Annotated in this window: 14 protein-coding genes; 11 read left to right on the plus strand and 3 right to left on the minus strand. The window is 61.0% G+C overall.

Translation table 11 applies throughout. The annotated features are described in order from the left end of the window. Positions 1-90: 90 nt before the first annotated feature. Positions 91-750, minus strand: coding sequence for a helix-turn-helix domain-containing protein (locus PQQ52_RS03285; protein WP_408206821.1), 660 nt, complete (start codon positions 748-750; stop codon positions 91-93). Between the two features lie 312 nt (positions 751-1,062). On the opposite strand from PQQ52_RS03285, the gene PQQ52_RS03290 reads away from it, so the two are divergent. The 10 genes from PQQ52_RS03290 to PQQ52_RS03335 all read left to right on the plus strand — a co-directional run bounded on the left by PQQ52_RS03290 (position 1,063) and on the right by PQQ52_RS03335 (position 12,294). Continuing rightward, a complete protein-coding gene (locus tag PQQ52_RS03290; RefSeq protein ID WP_408206823.1) occupies positions 1,063-1,698 on the plus strand; it encodes an energy transducer TonB in 636 nt (211 codons plus the stop codon). Positions 1,699-1,767: 69 nt separating this feature from the next. After that, positions 1,768-2,712 (plus strand): MotA/TolQ/ExbB proton channel family protein, encoded by a 945-nt coding sequence (locus tag PQQ52_RS03295; RefSeq protein ID WP_408206825.1) that lies wholly within the window; start codon positions 1,768-1,770, stop codon positions 2,710-2,712. Positions 2,713-2,724: 12 nt separating this feature from the next. Further along, positions 2,725-3,153 carry an ExbD/TolR family protein gene (locus PQQ52_RS03300; RefSeq protein WP_074283261.1) on the plus strand — a complete coding sequence of 143 codons (429 nt, stop codon included), beginning with the start codon at positions 2,725-2,727 and terminating at the stop codon, positions 3,151-3,153. A 10-nt stretch (positions 3,154-3,163) separates the two neighbouring features. Further along, a complete protein-coding gene (locus PQQ52_RS03305) occupies positions 3,164-3,592 on the plus strand; it encodes an ExbD/TolR family protein (RefSeq protein WP_408206827.1) in 429 nt (142 codons plus the stop codon). Then, a complete protein-coding gene (locus PQQ52_RS03310; protein ID WP_408206829.1) occupies positions 3,573-4,841 on the plus strand; it encodes a tetratricopeptide repeat protein in 1,269 nt (422 codons plus the stop codon). Before PQQ52_RS03305 ends, PQQ52_RS03310 begins: the two co-directional genes overlap by 20 nt. Positions 4,842-4,863: 22 nt before the next feature. Next, positions 4,864-6,405, plus strand: a complete 1,542-nt coding sequence (locus PQQ52_RS03315; protein WP_408206830.1) for a M81 family metallopeptidase — start codon at positions 4,864-4,866, stop codon at positions 6,403-6,405. Between the two features lie 122 nt (positions 6,406-6,527). After that, positions 6,528-7,685, plus strand: coding sequence for a DSD1 family PLP-dependent enzyme (locus tag PQQ52_RS03320; RefSeq protein WP_408206832.1), 1,158 nt, complete (start codon positions 6,528-6,530; stop codon positions 7,683-7,685). A 140-nt stretch (positions 7,686-7,825) separates the two neighbouring features. Further along, on the plus strand, positions 7,826-9,457 hold the full coding sequence (locus PQQ52_RS03325) for a serine hydrolase domain-containing protein (protein WP_408206834.1): 1,632 nt from the start codon (positions 7,826-7,828) through the stop codon (positions 9,455-9,457). Between the two features lie 130 nt (positions 9,458-9,587). Beyond that, complete coding sequence (locus PQQ52_RS03330) at positions 9,588-11,216, plus strand: serine hydrolase domain-containing protein (protein WP_408206836.1); 1,629 nt, start codon at positions 9,588-9,590, stop codon at positions 11,214-11,216. A 145-nt stretch (positions 11,217-11,361) separates the two neighbouring features. Further along, positions 11,362-12,294, plus strand: a complete 933-nt coding sequence (locus PQQ52_RS03335) for an alpha/beta hydrolase (protein ID WP_408206838.1) — start codon at positions 11,362-11,364, stop codon at positions 12,292-12,294. A gap of 135 nt (positions 12,295-12,429) precedes the next feature. Here the strand turns inward: PQQ52_RS03335 and dsdA are convergent, their stop codons facing one another. Then, positions 12,430-13,740, minus strand: a complete 1,311-nt coding sequence (gene dsdA / locus PQQ52_RS03340) for a D-serine ammonia-lyase (protein ID WP_408206840.1) — start codon at positions 13,738-13,740, stop codon at positions 12,430-12,432. A gap of 143 nt (positions 13,741-13,883) precedes the next feature. Beyond that, on the minus strand, positions 13,884-16,148 hold the full coding sequence (locus PQQ52_RS03345; protein ID WP_408206842.1) for a TonB-dependent receptor: 2,265 nt from the start codon (positions 16,146-16,148) through the stop codon (positions 13,884-13,886). Between the two features lie 407 nt (positions 16,149-16,555). Between PQQ52_RS03345 and PQQ52_RS03350 the strand changes: the two genes are divergently transcribed. Next, positions 16,556-18,052: a M81 family metallopeptidase gene (locus tag PQQ52_RS03350; protein ID WP_408206844.1), complete on the plus strand. Its 1,497-nt coding sequence runs from the start codon at positions 16,556-16,558 to the stop codon at positions 18,050-18,052. Positions 18,053-18,105 lie beyond the last annotated feature (53 nt).

The following is an 18,105-nucleotide window of genomic DNA, read 5'->3' on the forward strand; positions in this document are numbered from 1 at the left end:
CCGCCCGGCTGAATCGCATCGTCGGCCGACGTTGAGCGTTGTCGCGTCAGACGCGACCAGGGGCCCTTTGCTAGCGCAAAGAACCTCGGGTCATTCCTGCTTCTGAAGCTGCTCGATGACGCGCTGCTCCGCGCTTGTGCACACAGACAGGAGGCGGCATGGACTATCAGATGCTGCAAGGAACGCGTGTCCCATGCTGCTATCGAAGTAGACCGACTCGCCAGGCTTGAGCCGCACAGGCGCGTAGAACTCCGTATGAAACTCGACTTCACCTTCCAGTATGTAGATAAATTCCTCGCCGGAATGCCTGATCAGGCCACCGAATTCGTCGGTGAATTCCTCGATGGTGCGGGCTCGTACGTCGACAATCAGCGGGACCAGTTGCTTGTTCAGCAGCTCCACGGCAAGGAATGTCTCCACATAGGGGCCAGTCCGCACGGCCACGCCCTCACCTTGGCGCTGGATGACGCGTCTGCCTGGCACCGACGGGGCAGCTTCGCCGCCCGGGCTTTCGCCGAGAAGTCCAAGCAACTCCGACATGTTGACGCCCAAACCGGCGCTCACAAGCGAGAGCTTCTCGTAGGACAGGGACGCCCGTCCCATCTCGAGCTTCGAGATAGTTGAAATGGCGAGCCCGGTTCGTTGGCTGACTTCCTGCAACGTCAGCCCAAGTTTGTTACGCAGCGCGCGAATCGCCTGGCCGGGCTTGCTCAGACTGGATGGATCGTGGGTAGCAAGAGTTTTCCGCATAGGTGTTTTCCGCATAAGCGATCAGTATGCCAAAAATTTTCATTACACGTTCATTACGTCCCAAATTATTCATTGTGGAAAAAAATGTTCTATTTGGAAAATTGTTGGTGTAATGTGTGGGTCACGCAGCGCTAACGGTGTGGCTGCGATGTGAAAATTCGGCAAGCCGGTAGTCAGTCGCCATCCGCTGCTGGCAATGAACGGTCGCAGCGGCCAGCAAGCGTACGAACAAGCAAACCGGCTGGCGATAGAGATATGAGAAATGACACCCGGGGAGCGCGGACAAGGCGCGGGTGCCTGGAGGAGAGACAAATGAAATACGCTGGTCAGCGTCACTATTCCGCCAGCCGCTTTGGCGGCATCGGATTTGTGGCACTCCTACACGTGGGGCTCATCTACATTCTGGTGAACGGTCTCGCCTCGAAGGTGATTGAGGTGATCCGCAAGCCCATCGAAACAAGAATCGTCGAAGAGGTGAAACCGCCTGCGCCCAAGCCGGCGATCGTCTTGCCACCCCCGCCGAAATTCGCGCCCCCACCGCCGTTCATTCCACCCCCTGAAGTGGTGGTTCCCGCACAAGCGCAGCAGTCGGTCGTGGCGCAGCGCTCGGCCACGCCTCAGCCGCAGTCCGCGCCCATGCCCGCGCCGGCTGTTGCGGCTGCGCCTGCCCATACGGTGCGTACGGAAGTGGGCGTGGTTTGCCCGAATTCGCAGCAGGTCAGGCAGTCGATGCATTACCCGCGTGAAGCTCAGCGCAACAACATTACGGGCGACGTACTCGTGGAGTTCGTGGTGGATGCACACGGAAACATGCAGGACGTACAGGTTGTGAAGTCGGCGGATCCGCTTCTTGACCGGGCCGCAGTGAATGCAGTCAAGCAGTTCAACTGTGTCGCGCAAGGAGAGGATGTTCGTGTACAGGTACCGTTCTCGTTCAATCTGAACTGAAGGCAACGTCAAGCAATGCTGGCGGGCGCTACCTGCCAGGTCTATGAAGAACGATCTTGGAGTGATGACATGAAGAACCCGAGTTTGGCCGCCATTGCGGCAAGCGCTATTTTCGCCCTGACCTCTGTGGCACTGCTGAGCGAGACCGGGACTGCCTATGCGCAGTCCGCCAGCAGCACGGCAGGCACGCCGAGCGCACAGACGAGCGCCGCACCCGCTGCGCAAACGCCGGCAGAGCAGGCCGACCAGCCTACTCCGCCGCCGGTGGCAATGACCGAAGCGGTGTCGAATCCGTATGGCCTCGACGCGCTGTGGAAAGGGGGAGACATTGTTTCGCGGGGCACGCTCGTCATCCTGGTGATCATGTCGATGGGCAGTTGGTACATCATGGTGACCAAATTTTTCGAGCAATTCCGCGCCAATCGCCGTGCGCGTTCGGCTGACGAGAAGGTATGGGATGCGCCGTCCCTCGAAGCCGGGATGCAACAGTTGGACGAAGCCAGCCCATTTCGTTTCATAGCAGGCAGAGGGATTGAAGCCAGTCGCCATCATGAAGGGGCGCTGCTCGAAAAAGTCGATCTCAATACCTGGATCAGCGTGTCGATCGAACGCGCAACCGCGATTGTTTCCAATCGCTTGCAGGATGGCCTCGCGTTTCTCGCGACAGTCGGCTCGACCGCGCCTTTTGTGGGTCTGTTCGGTACGGTCTGGGGTATCTATCATGCGCTGACGGCAATCGGTATTGCTGGACAGGCGTCGATCGACAAGGTGGCGGGGCCGGTGGGCGAAGCACTCATTATGACGGCCATCGGCCTTGCGGTCGCCGTGCCGGCGGTGCTCGGCTACAACTTCCTGATACGTCGCAACCGCTCAGTCATGGAACGGGTGCGCGGCTTCGGCGCGCAACTGCATACCGTACTCCTGAGCGGAGCGGGCACGGCCACGAAGAGTTCTTCGTATTCCGTTCCTGACGACGCGGCCTCAAGGCGTTCCATGAAGGCAGCAACGTCGTAAACGGAGCAGATCATGGCCATGAGTGCAGGACAAGGCAGCGAAGACCACGACGAGGTCATGTCGTCGATCAACACCACGCCGCTGGTGGACGTGATGCTGGTGTTGCTCATCATCTTCCTGCTCACCATTCCGGTAGCCACGCATACGGTGAACGTCCGGTTGCCGACGCAGACAGTCCAGCCGTTGCAGACCACGCCGAAGAACATCGTGCTTGCGATCAATCGCGACGGCGACGTGTTCTGGTCGGAACAGCACGTCGATATGCCGACCCTGGTCGCGCGGTTGAAAGAGGTTGCCGTACAGCAACCGCAGCCAGAGGTTCAGATCCGGGGTGACGAGAACGCGCGTTACGAATACGTCGGTAAAGTCGTGGTGGCGTGCGAGCGAGCCGGCATCGCGAAGGTAGACTTCATTACGAATCCGGCTACGCACGGCGGTTGAGGAGGCAGAAATGGGAATGAACATTCCGGCGGGTGGTGATCAGGAACCCGAAGTAATGGTTGAGATCAACACGACGCCATTAATCGACGTCATGCTAGTGCTGCTCATCATGCTGATCATCACGATTCCGATTCAGTCGCACGCGGTGAAGATGAATATGCCCGTGGGTACGCCGCCTCCCGTCGTGCAGGCGCCGCCAGTGGTAGAGGTTGACGTGGACTTCGACGGCACCATTAGCTGGAACGGTGCGCCCCTCGGGGACCTCGGGGATCTCGATCAGCACCTGAAGACGGTGGCGGCGCAAGCGGACCAGCCGGAGCTGCATCTCAGACCCAACCGGCTGGTGCCGTACCGTCGCGTGGCTGCTGTGATGGCGGCGGCGCAGCGGCAGGGGGTCACCAAAATCGCGCTCGTCGGCAATGAGCAATTCATGCAGTAGGAACGTCTGGGATAGGTGGAAAATGAGTCGTGGACTTAGCTATGGACGCCTGTCGTCCGCTCTGCTGCGCGCGCTGTTTCTAGCGATCGGGGTGAGCGCTGTGCTCGTCAGCACGTCGGCGTTTCCGGCAGAGACCCTCCGGCCGGAGGTCGCCAAGCCATTGCAGACTGCGCGTGCGTTGTACCAGGCGCAACGCTACAAGGATGCGCTGGCGAGCGTGGCGCAGGCAGAGGCCGTGCCCGGCAAGTCGCAATACGAGAGCGATCTCATTGCCCAGATGGGCGGCGCGGCCGCCGTTGCCGCCGGCGACCTCGCAGTGGCCGCGCGCGACTACGGATTTCTGATCCAGAGCGGCCGCCAGCCGGTTGCGGAACAGCAGAAGATGATGGCGGCTCTGACGAGTCTCGCCTATCAGCAGGGAAATTATGCGCAGGCCGTGCAATGGGGCCAGCGCTATCAGAGCGCGGGAGCAGGCGATCCGCATATGAAAACGCTGCTCGCGCAGTCGTACTACATGGCGGGCAACGCCGGCGCGGCGGAAAAACTCCTCCGGCCTGCCGTGGACGCGGAGCTGCGCGCCGGCCGTGCACCGGACGCTGACGCGCTGAAACTGCTGGAGAGTTGCTATCAGAAGCAGGATGACAACGCCGGCTACACCGCGATGCTCGAACAACTCGTCAAATATTATCCAACGCCGGCTTACTGGGGCGAGTTACTCAACCGCTTGCAGGCAGATCCAAAATTCGGGGGACGTTTCGAACTCGATGTCTATCGTCTCAAGCAAGCCACCAACAATCTAGGTAGCGCAAGTGACTACATCGAGATGACGCAGCTCGCGATCCTCGCGGGGCATGGCGCGGAGGCATTGAGTGTGGTGAACCAGGGGTTCAACTCAGGCGTGCTGGGCAAAGGCGCGGATGCGGGACGCGGCGAGCGGCTCAGGAACCTCGCCACCAAACCGGCAGCTCAGCCACAGCCGGCCGCTACGGCAGGCAACGGCGCCGCGTTGGTCGAAACCGGCTTCAACGAGGCGCTCTCGGGAAAAAATCAGCAAGGCATCGCCTTGATCGAGACGGGCCTCGCGAAAGGCGGCCTTGCAGATCCGAATGAAGCGCGCTTGCATCTTGGCATTGCTTACTACCTTGCCGGTCAAAAGGGGAAAGCGTTGAATGCATTTGACGCCGTCGCAGGCAATGGCGCAGCGGCCACGCTGGCACGACTGTGGAAGCTCGCATTGCGTAGCACCTGACCCATATAACTAAAAAGGCCCCATGCATAATGCAAACGCAACCCTGAGATTTGTCGTCGCCGGAATCTGCCACGAGACCAATACCTATGCGACGGAGTTCACGGGTTACACGCAGCTTTCCGACTTCATGTGTGTCAGTGGCGATGAGGTTGAGGCGGAGTACGCAGGAACCAATCGTTCGGTAGGCGGCTACATCGAAGCGGCCCGCGCGTCGGGGATCGAACTGGTTTACTCGACGTTGGCTTTCGCGTGGCCGTCCGGAACCATTGGCGCGAGTGTCTACGAACAGCTGAAGCAATCTGTGCTCGCCGGGATCAGGGACGCACTCCCGGTTGATGGCGTCTTGATGGCGCCGCACGGAGCGGGTGTGGTTGAGGGAATCGACGATCTCGAAGGCGACCTGCTTGCGGCGGTACGCGAACTGGTGGGCGACAACGTGCCCATCGCATCAGTCTACGATCTGCATGGGCAGATGACGGACCCGATGCGTATCTACGGCGACCTGACGCTGCCGTGCCGGCTCTATCCGCACACGGACCTCCTCCAGCGCGGCGTCGAGGCTGTCGAACTGCTGGCCCAGACAGCCCGCGGCGCGATCAGGCCGGTCACCGCAATGCACCAGTTGCCCATGCTGGGTATCGTCATGAGCACGGATTCCGGGTTGCCCGCGGCGGACGTCAACGATTTGTGCGCACGTATCGGTGAACGACCGGGGGTGATCGATTGCTCCTGGTTCCATAGTTTTCCGTACGCTGATATTCCCGCGCCGTGCCCCACAGTGGTGTGTACGACAGATGGCGACTTTGACCTCGCGCAACGCTACGCCGATGAAGTTGCCGACTGGATCTGGGCGAACCGGGAGGCGTTCAGACCCAAGGTCCTTGCTCCGGACGAGGGTGTCAGGCAAGCCCTTGCGGTCGAGTCAGGTCTGGTCGTGATCAACGAGAGTTCGGACAACCCAGGTGGTGGCGCGCCCGGCGACGCGACGCATTTGTTGCGGGCGCTTCTGCACGCGCAGCTTCCGCCCGAGACCGCGTGCTTCGTGGCGATTCACGATCCAGACGTCGCGCAACAAGCTGGGCGTGCCGGCGTCGGCGCGACGATAGAAGTCAAACTCGGCGGGAAGCTCGGCAAGATGCAAGGCGCTCCCATCGTTGCGCAAGCGTATGTCAAAGCCGTTACCGACGGCCGCTTCACGAATCTTCCAGGGTCCATGCTGGAAGGCCTTCAATTCGATCTCGGGACATCGTGCAGGCTCATCATCGAGGGCGTCGACGTCATTGTTATCTCGCGTCCGACGCAAACCTTCGATCACGCAATGTTGCTGCTTCATGGTATCGACGTGAACTGCCGCAAGATCGTTGCGCTCAAAAGCTCCAACCATTTCCGCGCGGGATTCCAGGCGCTGGCCTCCGCAATCATTACCGTCGATAGCCCGGGGCTGAGTTCAGCCGATGTCGCATCGTTTCCTCGTTCGCGCCTCGCGCAGCACCTTTGGCCACTCCATGAAGATGTCGTGCGAGAAAGGTCTGAGCAGGTTGCCAAGCCAACTCGGGACGCTTGAGTTTTATTTACCCGGACCGCTCACGCTATGTCGGCTGCGTTGCCAGGTGCCGGCAGCCTGGAAATTCGCGAGCGAGTCCGTCAACGGCCAACCACACGATCCGACTGCATCTACATTGAACTATGAGCAGCATTCACACTATTCAGGTTCTACCGGCAGCCAGTCCGGGGAATCCGATAACAACTATCGATACACCTGCGCTGCTGCTGGACGCCGACGCGTTCGAGCGCAATCTGGATGTCATGCAGGCGCGAGCCGATGCGGCCGGCGTGGCGTTGCGTCCGCATGCCAAAGCGCACAAATGCCCGGCGATCGCGCTCGCGCAGATCCAGCGTGGCGCAGTGGGCATCTGCTGCCAGAAGGTCAGCGAGGCGCTGCCTTTTCTTCATGCCGGCGTCACGGATATTCACATCAGCAACGAAATCATCGGTTCGGCGAAGCTGGACCTGCTGGCGCGGATGGCGCTGCATGCGCGCTTCAGCGTTTGTGTCGACCACCCGGATCAAGTGATGGCGTTAGCGGCGGCTACTGCCGCGCACGGCAGCCGTATCGATGTCTTCGTCGAAATCAACGTCGGCCAGAACCGCTGCGGTGTAGACGATGCCAGGCAGGTGTTGCAGTTGCTTGAGGTGATGTCCGCCCATGCTCAACTGACGTTCAAAGGCTTGCAGGCGTATCACGGCGGTATCCAGCACATCCGCGATTATGCCGAGCGGCGTGATGCCTCGGGGGGCGCCGCGGCTCGCACGGCCGAGGTCGTCGACGCGCTCCGCCGTGATGGTGTGGTCTGCGCGGTTGTCACCGGCGGCGGCAGCGGCAGCGTCGAGTTCGATCTCGCAAGTGGGGTCTACACCGAAGTGCAGCCCGGTTCTTACGCCTTCATGGATGGGGACTACGGTCGCAACGTCTATACCGATGCACTGCGTTTCGAACACAGCCTGTTTCTCGCCGCGTCGGTGATCAGCGTTGGCAATAGTGACGCGGGACAGGTCGTGGTGGTCGACGCAGGACTCAAGTCTCTCGCCGTCGATTCCGGTTTGCCGACGGTTTGGGGCGATGACGGCGCAAGCAGTACCTTGCACTACACGGTCGTAAACGACGAACATGGAAGTGTGCAGATGCTCAATCGCGACGTCGTCAAACCTGCGCTGGGCAGCCAGCTTTTACTGGTGCCAGGCCATTGCGACCCGACGCTCAACTTGCATGACGAGATCATTGTCTTTCGGCGGGGGCGCGTTGAGGTCATATGGCCAGTGAGTGCTCGCGGCCATAGCCGTTAGACTGGCGCCTTCGCCGGGATTCTCATATTTTCGGTTGGTCCGGTCTATCCGGTTTGCAAATGATTCTCTGTTGGAAAATTCTCCAACGTACTACCAACTGTTGCGCCTCTGTGGCGCTATGTCATGTGGAGAGAGGCGTTATGGTGGTTCAAGTGTTGAACGTGAATGTCAGTGCCCTTGACGCAATTTTTGCACCCTTCAATCGCAGCGATGCACCTGGCCTGGTGGTGGGCATCGCGCAGCACGGCAAGCTGTTGTACCGGCGCGGTTTCGGGCTCGCCAGCCTGGAGCATGAAGTGGCCAATACGCCGGGCACGCGCATGCGGATCGGCTCGATCAGCAAGCACTTCGCCAGTCTGTTGACTCTGCTGCTGGTCGAGGAGGAAAAACTCGATCTCGACGCGCCGATCCGAAGCTACATTCCCGAACTTACCGGCCCGGGCGGCGACCCGACGATCCGGCAACTCCTGATGCATCGCGGCGGCTCGCGCTGCTATCTCGACATTGGCTTCCTCTGCCGCGGGTTGGCGATTGCACCCCTTGGTACCGCGCTGTCCACGCAGGTTCGCCAGACGGGTCGCAACTTCGCGCCCGGCGACATGATGATTTACAACAACGGCGGCTATCACCTGGTTTCGATCGCGATCGAAAGGGTGGGTGGTGCGTCGTTCGAAACCCAGCTAAAGGAGCGCCTGTTTGATCCTTTGGGGATGCTCGATACCGAGTCGATCCCAAGCGATTACAGCATCACGCCGGGCATTGCGACGATGCACACGCCGGCGCCGGGCGGCGGCTGGCGGCGCGGTCTGTTTCCTTCGGAGGAGAATCGCGGCGAGGGCGCCATCGTCTCGACGGTCGGCGACATGCTGCGCTGGACTGAACATCTTCGTACACGAGACCGGTTCGGCTCGCCCGCGACCTGGGCTGCGCTGACCGACCTTGCGCCCTTTCCAGACGGAACGGTCGGAGCTTATGCGTTGGGCTTGATGGTCCAGTCCTATCGGGGCGTGCGAATCGTGCATCACGCCGGTGGCGTGGTCGGCGGGTCGAGCCAGATGCTCACGGCGCCCGACCATGGGCTCGACATCGTGATCATGGCCAATGGCGCACCCGCGTGCTATCCAGTGAAGCTGGCCGAGCAGGCGCTCGATCTCATCCTCGCCGACCATCTGGGTGAGCGCACGCCTACGATCGCGGCGGCTGACTACAAAGACTTGCTCGGTGACTGGTGGTCACCGGACACCGGCATGATCTACGGCCTGGTCGACGAGGAGGGTGTGTTGAAGCTCTCGCTGTGCAGCAGTCCGAAGGGGTTGCCGTTGGAGAAAAGACTTAACGGCCGGGCGGTTGCGCGGGGCGTCGGTGTGGGCATGGCCGATGTCGAAATCGGGCTGGACGAAGCCGCTCGCGGCGATGGGCTGACGGTCAGGTTCGGCGCCCAATCCGCAATCTATCGAAGGGTATCGAAGGACCTCGCGAGCGTCGAAGCTTTCGTCGAAGCTGTCGCGGGTCAGTACTACAGCGCCGACGCCGACTGCATAGCCGTCATCGCCCGGGACGGTGAACGCATCGTGCTTCGCTGCGGCGATGCTTACGGACAAATCGAGAGCGAGCTGGTTTGTCTGGGCGAGTCGCTTGCATGCACCGCGCCTTCCCTCGCAGGGTGGTCCTGCGCGTTGAGTTTTTCGAAGCAAGGCGGGCGAATAAGCGGATTTCGGATCAACTCGGGGAGAACGCGGAACCTTTCGTTCGAACGCAGGCACTCAGACTGAGTCCCTGTCCGGGTCAGGCAACGTCCGAGTGCATGAATACCCGGTTTGGAAGAATTTCCAGGCCGGAATTTATAGCCATATATTGCATGGCATCGCGCCGCTACGGCGCCAAATCTGTGGAGAAGCGCTAATGGTGGGTCCAGAGTTGAATGCGGATGTCAGCAGTGCCCTTGACGGTCTTTTTGCCCCTTTCAATCGCAGTGATGCACCGGGCCTGGTGGTGGGCATTGCGCAGCACGGCAAGCTGTTGTACCGGCGTGGCCTCGGGCTCGCCAGCCTGGAGCACGCAGTGGCCAATACGCCGGTCACGCGCATGCGAATCGCCTCGATCAGCAAGCACTTCACCGCTCTCCTGGCCCTGCTGCTGGTCGAGGAAGGCAAACTCGATCTCGACGCGCCGATCCGAAGCGTCATTCCCGAACTCACTGGCCCAGGCGGCGACCCCACGGTCCGGCAACTCCTCCTGCATCGCGGCGGCTCGCGCTGCTTTGTCGACATCGGCATCCTCAGCCGCGGACTTGCGGTGCCCCCGGTCGGGACCGGCCTCGCCACGCAGGTTCGCCAGACGGGTCGTAACTTCGCGCCCGGCGACACGATGCTTTACAACAACGGTGGCTATCACCTGGTTTCGATCGCGATCGAACGAGTGGGCGGTGCATCGTTCGAAGCTCAACTCAGGCAGCGGCTGTTCCATCCCTTGGGGATGCTCGATACCGAGGCGATCCCAAGCGATTACAGCATCACGCCGGGCATTGCGACGATGCATACCCCGGCGCCGGGCGGCGGCTGGCGGCGTGGCCTGTTTCCTTCGGAGGAGAATCGCGGCGAGGGCGCCATCGTCTCGACGATCGACGACATGCTGCGCTGGACCGAACATCTTCGTACGCGAGACCGGTTCGGCTCGGCAGCAACGTGGACTACGCTGACCGAACGTGTGCCCTTTCCAGACGGAACGGTCGGAGCTTATGCCATGGGTCTGGTGGTCGAGTCCTATCGGGGTGTGCGTGTCGTGCATCACTCCGGCGGCGTGATCGGCGCGTCGAGCCAGATGCTCACGGCGCCCGACCATGGGCTCGATATCGTGATCATGGCCAACGGCGCACCTGCGTGCAGCCCGGTGAAGCTGGCCGAGCAGGCGCTCGATCTCATCCTCGCCGACCATCTGGGTGAGCGCGCCCCTACGATCGCAGCGGCTGACTACAAGGATCTGCTCGGTGACTGGTGGTCCGCGGATACCGGCATGATCTATGGCCTGGTCGACGAGGAGGGCGTGCTGAAGCTGTCGATGTGCGGGGCATCGCAAGGGGTGCCGTTGAGAAAAGCACCCGACGGACGGGTCATCTTGCCGGCCGTAGGCATGGGTGAGGTCGAGCTCGGGCTGGACGATGCGGCCAGGAGCCACGAGTTGACGATCCGGTTCGGCGGACAATCCGCGGTCTATCGAAAGGTCGCGCGAGATACCGCCGACGCTGAAGCTTTCGTCGAAGCGGTCATGGGCCAGTACTACAGCGCCGACGCCGACTGCACCGCAGTTATCGCCCAGGACGGTGAACGGATCGTGCTTCGCTGCGGCGATGCGTATGGGCAAACCGAGAGCGAGCTGATTTGTCTGGGCGAGACGCTCGCATGTCTCGCGCCCTCCGCGATGGGTTGGTGCGCCGCGTTCAGCTTTTTAAAGCAGGGCGGGAGAATGACAGGATTCCAGATCAACTTGCCGCGCACCAGAAATCTCACGTTCGAGCGGAAACAGATACGTTAAGCCATGGCCGGTATCCGCTCATACCAGGAATACACGTGGAATCATGAATGCCAGTGACGGGACCCGAGCCCGTCACTTTTGTTTCCCAGCACGATGGAGTCTGTGTTGTGCAGACCCTAACCAATCATTGAGGTAGATGAAGCGTATGACGCAAGCTCAGCCTGTTTCGATCCCGAATACCCGGAAAATCGATTTTGTTTCCGGGGTTAATGGCCATGAATACTCGATCAGCGTGGCATTGCCGTTGCTGCCGGCGCCTGAACGCGGCTACCGGGTGCTCTATGTGCTCGACGCGCATGCCTATTTCGCGAGCGCCATGGAAGCGGTTCGCGCCAACGTGCATGACGTGGTGGTCGTTGGTATTGGCTATCCCAGCGATCCTGCTTTTATCAAAAAGGCCATTGAGCCGCTCGGGGCGTTGCCGGGCTTGAACGAACTGACGTCGATGTCCTACGCTTTCGGGTTGAAGCGAATGTACGACCTCAGCTTGCCGGTCAGTGCCGATGTCCTGGCTACGCAGCAGATACCGGGTTTCAATCTGACACCGGATCGGGTTGGCGGTCTCGACGACTTTCTTGCCACGATCGAAACGGAGGTCAAGCCTCGCGTCGCTGAGATGGTCTCCATCGACAGTTCGAACCAGGCGATCTTCGGGCATTCGCTGGGCGGTCTGGCTGTTCTCCACGCGTTATTTGTCGAACCGAACGCTTTCCGAACCTTTATCGCGGCAAGTCCGTCGATCTGGTGGAGCGAGAAAGCGGTGCTGGCGAATGAGGAAAAATTTTCGGCCGCGGTGAGCGCCGGCACGGCCAGTCCACGGGTGCTCGTGACCATGGGGAGCGAGGAGGAGAGGCCAACTCCTGTGCCAGCCGCACTCGCCATGGCTCAGGCCGAACTCGACGCGCGCGTTCTCAGCAACCGGATGGTCGGGAACGCGCGTGAACTCACCGCCAGATTGCAGGCCTTGCGCGGCTCGAATGGTTATCAGGTTGAGGACTACGCGGTCTTCGCCAAACAGGGGCATGGGCTTGCACCGTGGCCGGCGCTCGGTCGCGCGATCGACTTCGCTTTTAATTGAGCGGAACAGGCCGTTGCCCAGTGGGACGTCGGAGCACGGGAGCGCGTTTGAGTTGCGTTCGTGTCATACCGAACGCATCACTGGGTATCGCATGAAGCGCTGAAGAGGCACACCGGCGCAAAGCTTACCGGCCGTTTAGCCCTGAGGAACGTCCGGTGCTTTTGCGCGAGCCTGGAAACGCCGATGCTCCTCGGGCGGCACCAATGATCCGCCCGTCGTCCAGATCACGTGCGTCGCGGCGCTCAGGTCCAGATTGCGCGTACGCAAGTAGTCATGACCGGCGTTCGATTCGCTCAGCCACGCCGGACCGCCGAGGCCCGCCACTGCCGACGGTTCAAGCTCAATCTCCATGGTCCGTTTGACCACGTGCAACTGCGTGTAGAGCTCGTCGTCGCTGACTGTGAATACGCCGGCGAGCTGCGCGGCCATGAGCGGGCTGACAAGATACGACGCCTGCCCGACCGCGAGTCCATCTGCATCCGTGCGATTGTCGAGGCCGATGTCATACACGGACACCGGTTCATCGCAACCGGCCGCCAGTTGAACCAGCATGCAAGGTGAAGCCACGGGCTCCGCGAAGAAGCAATGCACATGCTGGCCGAACAAGGCGGTCAGGCCGTAGGTGATGCCGCCTGGCGCACCGCCAACGCCACACGGGATGTACACGAAGAGCGGATGCGCTGCGTCGACGCTGCGACCCGCCTCGGCAAGCTGCCTGGCCAGGTGGCGGGCAGCCGCTGCGTAGCCGAGAAACAGCATCAACGAACCTTCGTCGTCGACGAAATGACATCGAGGCATGTCCAGCGCCTGCGCGCGTCCGCCCGCAACGGCCTGCGCATAGTCGCCCTCGTGTTCGACGACCTGAACGCCACGTTGCCTCAGGCGCTCCTTCTTCCACAGTTTCGCGTCGGTGGACATGTGCACGACCGCTTCGAACCCCAACGCCGCCGCCATCACGCCGATACTCAAACCGAGATTGCCGGTGCTGCCGACCGTGACCGTGTGCTGCGCAAACAGCGCCCGCGCCGGCGGTGAAGCAAGGAGCCGGCGATCACTGGTCGCATCCGCGAGGCCGTGTTCGATGGCGATCGACTCGGCCAGTGCCAGCACCTCGTGAAAACCGCCGCGCGCCTTGATGGAACCTGCAACCGGTAGCGCATCGTCGCGCTTGATGAACCACGTGCCCTGGGGCTTGCCCGGATCCGTCAATGCGGCTTGCAGACGGTCGGCGGGTACCAGCGGAGACTCGACCTTCCCCGCGGTCGCGCGGAGTTCGGGAAACAGCTGCGCCATCAACGGCTCGCAGCGCGCCAGCCGGTTCTCGGCTTCCGTGATCTGGTCCACCGTGGGAGCGTCCGTCGGCAACGGGCAACCGGCATTCGGGTTGAGCCACAGCAGCGGTTGCCGCGATCTTAGTTCGGATAACAAATCATTGGATTCAAACATGGACTATCTCAGTGACGCCGGTTCGAATGGGCAACGCGTGTGGCTTGGGGTGGAGCGCACCCCCTTCGGTATGGCGGCGCGAGCCGACGATGCAGGCCGCGCCGCTGCGGAGACACCGGCAATCTCCGCGCCCATGATCCGTTTTAGAACGGCACGTCAATCTGCATGCCCACCGTGAGAGGCTGGATGAAGATGACCGAGGCGGGCCCTCCGAGCGGAACAAAGGAGCTGCCCGCTGCTTGCATGCCGCGTTTGTTGAACAGGTTATGAACAAAGAGAGAGACGTTCGCCTTGCGCAGATCGATGCCGGCGCGCAGGTCCGTCGTGAAATAGCCCGGCATCTTGAAGTTCGGCGCGGTCTTGCTTCCGGGGAAGTTCGAGTTGCGTTGCCCGATGTAGGCCTCGGTCGCACCCACGTAGGCGCGATACGAGGCGACGTTGAAGAGATAGTCGGCATTGATCGTGGCCGACAGATCGGGCGTATTGGGCAGGCGGTCGCCCGACATTGCCCCAATGCCCAACACATCCTGGGTGAGCCGCGAGTCGAGATAGGTGAGGCCCGCGCCCAGATGCCACTGCGGAGTCGGATTCAGTGTGCCGAAGAACTCCAGTCCCCTTGAACGGGCCTTGCCGCCATTGGCGACTACCCCGAGGGTATTGATGATGGTATTGAGCTGGATGTTCTTCCATTCGATATCGAATGCCGACACGGATACCGACGCGCGCTTATCCAGGAAGTCGGCCTTGTAGCCAACTTCATAGCTGGTCAGCGTGTCGGGGTTGAACGTTCCCGGCGACATTTGCCCAGTAACAGGATCGTGATAGCTCGGTTGCGGACCGCCGGGGCGGTAGCCGCTTGCAATCCGCCCGTACAGACTGCTGTTTTGCGTTACCAGATAGCCGAGCGTGAAGAGATACGTCTTGCTCGTGTCAGCAGACTGGCCCGGTTGATTTCCCGATCCGGCGAGCGGGCCCGATGCGATGGCGCTGAATGTCTGATCGTTGTGGGCAACCCGCAAACCGGCGGTTGCGGACAATCGGCTGGTGAAGTGATAGGTCAGATCGCCGTAGGCGGCGTATTCCTTGTAGGTCGACGGAAATTGATTCGTGAGCAGAGTGAGCGATGTCGCGGGCCCAGTGGCGGTGAGAGACTGATTCTGGCTGGTGCGTTCGCTTGTGTAAAAAAGCCCTGCGATCCACTCGAGCTTACGATTGGCCGGGGAGGTGAGGCGCAATTCCTGAGTGAACTTATCCGTTGAGATAGCCAGATTCGCGGCAGTCGTACGAAACAGCGGCGCGCCGAACTGGGCGTTCAGGATGCCAGGATAGACAGACGAATCGTCGCTGGTCTGGCTGGAGCGTATGGTCTGATAGGCCGAAATGGCGTTCAGGCGTGCCCATCCGAAATCGTACTCAATGTTCGCGGAATAAAGCTCGATGATCTGGTCGAACGGTTCATCGACCAGCCGGTTCTGGGTAAGGTCGCCGTAGACCGGTTGCCGCGTGTAGAAGTCGTAGTCGACGGACGCCGTGCCATCGCGCTTGATCTGCTGCGTGGTTGCGGTCAGGCGCACCGTCAGGGCATTGGTTGGCGTGACTGTCAGGGATGCCCGGCCGCCGCGCGTGCTGGCGCCGTCCACCCCTTTTTCCGGATCGCTGCCGACACGGTTCACGTAACCGCCATCCTGCTGGTTAAATGCACTGACTCGCAGGGCGGCGACATCCTGCTTGATGGGAACATTCACCACCGCGCTCTCGGTATGGTTGAGGCCGCCGTGGTCGGTGCCCGAGAACATGATGCCTGCATGACCGGTGACGCCGCCTTCGGTGTCCGGCTCGTTTGTCACATATTTCAGCAGCCCGCCCATTGCACCCGCGCCGTACAGCGTGCCTTGCGGACCTCGCAGCAACTCGATGTGGTTGAGGTCGAGCAGCCCCATGTCCAGTGAAAGTTGTGAACCGGACCCATAGATCGTGCTGGAGCCGAACGGCACTTCGTCGACGTAGACACCGACCGTCGGCGAGATGTCCGTGCCGGTCGTGACCCCGCGCATGGTGATCTGGGCATTGCCCGCGCCCACCGAGGAGAGGGATACGCCCGGCTCTTTCGTCAGGTAGTCGCGCATCGACGCATCGCCCTTGCGTTGAAGCTCTTCCGAGCTCAACGCGTTCACCTGCATTGGTACTTCACGCGCCGGTTCCCGGCGGCGGTTCGCCGTAATTTCGACGGTGTTCAGGGTCGTGGCATTTCCGGTTGCAGCGTTCTTCGCCGACGCCTGAGGTTTGGCCGGCGCCGCCGCGTTGGTGGCGCTCGCGGCGACCGGTGCGGAAGCCGGCGTTGGAATAGAGGGCGCCGTTTGCGCATGTGCACACAGTACCGTCAGTCCGACAGCGGGCCCGACGAGCATCGACGCATAGCGTCCGCCCACGGGCCGCACGACAGCGCGGCCGTCGTTGTGTTTTCCCCGCGGGGGCCTGTTCTGCTTGGTCTTTATACCCACGATGGGTCTCCTCCTTGAATTCCATGGTCTCGGTTCAACTGGCTGGAGTGGGCCGGCCGGATCTTTACCGCTCCTTGTACCGGGCCACGTGCACAAGGTAGCAAAAATTATCCTAAAAAGAAAAAGATTTTCAAAAATGGGTATTTAAGCCGTCCCGGACAACCTGGGAAAGCACATCATCCCGGTCGCGATCGGCGAGATCGGCCGCACGCCACGGGCTCTCGACGTGGTTGCAGGTAGGTGAATTTTCCTAAATGGAAATATTTTTATCGTTCTGTACAATAGAAGGCACTGGCAGGGCGCACCCCGGCCTGATGACAATCATCGAAAGAGACAAAATGAAATTCTTCATGGCTGGGCTCGACACCGAAACCAATACTTTTTCGCCTATCCCCACCGGGCGGCAAAGCTTCGAGCAGCTCTTGCTCGCCTATGGCGACGCCACGCAGCGTCAACTGAACTGCTGCTCAGCCCAGCTTGCAACCTGGAAGCAGATGGCCGATGCGCGAGGTTGGACGGCGGTCGAAAGTCTCTGCGCGGTGGCGGAACCGGGCGGCATTACCAGCCGCGCCGTGTATGAAGAGTTTCGGGAAAGGATCGTTGCCGATCTGAAGGCTGCGGGCACAGTCGACTTCGTTATCCTCGCGCTGCATGGCGCGATGGTGGCCGACGGTTATGACGACGTTGAAGGCGATCTGCTCAGCCATATCCGGCATGTTGTCGGCCCCGACCTGCCGATCGGCGTGGAACTGGACCTGCACGCCCACCTCACCACGCTGATGCTCGACAAGGCCACGGCAATCGTCACGTACAAGGAGTACCCGCATGTCGATATCGAGATTTGTGCGGCTCAACTCTTCGAACTCGTTGCCGACACGGTAGCCGGTAAAGTCAGGCCTCAAATGGCGATGTTCGATTGCCGGATGCTAGGCATCTTCAGGACCCAGGATCAGCCTTTGCGCGAGTTCGTCGAAAGAATGAAAGCGATGGAAGGCGCCGACGGCATTCTCTCCATATCTTTCGTGCATGGCTTCCCATGGGGCGATGTCGCGGACGTCGGCGCCAAGATGCTCGTGATCGCCGACGGTGACCAACAGAAGGCCGCTACCTTGGCCGCGGCACTGGGCGAGGAGGTCTGGAGCAAACGCGCGGCCCTCACGCCGGTTTTCAAATCGATAGACGAAGCGTTGGATCGCGCATGCGCCGCCGCCGAGGGGCCGATTGTTCTTGCCGATGTGTCCGATAACGCAGGTGGCGGTGCACCAGGCGACTCGACTTTTATTCTGCAGAGAATCCTGGAGCGGGGCATCGACAATGTCATTAGCGCCCTGTACTGGGATCCGGTTGCCGTCCGTTTCTGCCAGGAGGCCGGCGAAGGCGCGAGACTGAAACTTCGCATTGGGGGAAAAGTCGGTGCCGCTTCGGGCCAGCCGCTGGATCTGGACGTTACCGTGCGCCGGATCGCGTCCGGCATCACGCAGAGATTTGGCCTCGTCCCCATCAGTATCGGCGACGCCGTATGGGTCAGCACCGGTAACGTCAATCTGATTCTGAACACGCATCGAACGCAGGTCTTCCACCCGGAATTCATCGTCGCGTTGGGACTCGATCCGAGTCAGTTCAAGATCATTGTCGTGAAGTCCCTCAATCACTTCCACGCGGCCTTTGCCCCGCTCGCTAAAGACATTATTCACGTCGATGCGCCAGGCGCGCTCGAAAGAGACTTTGCCACCCGGTCTTATGCAAAGGCGGGCAGATCATTGTGGCCTGCTACAGACGATCCATTTGCGGACACGCCGATGGGTCACTGATGGACCAGGGGGTGATGCGGCGTAGCGGGTTCGAGTCTTTCTCGATCCAGCGT

It is taken from the genome of Paraburkholderia sediminicola (assembly GCF_046030555.1).
In the GTDB taxonomy this organism is placed as follows: Bacteria; Pseudomonadota; Gammaproteobacteria; order Burkholderiales; family Burkholderiaceae; genus Paraburkholderia; species Paraburkholderia sediminicola_E.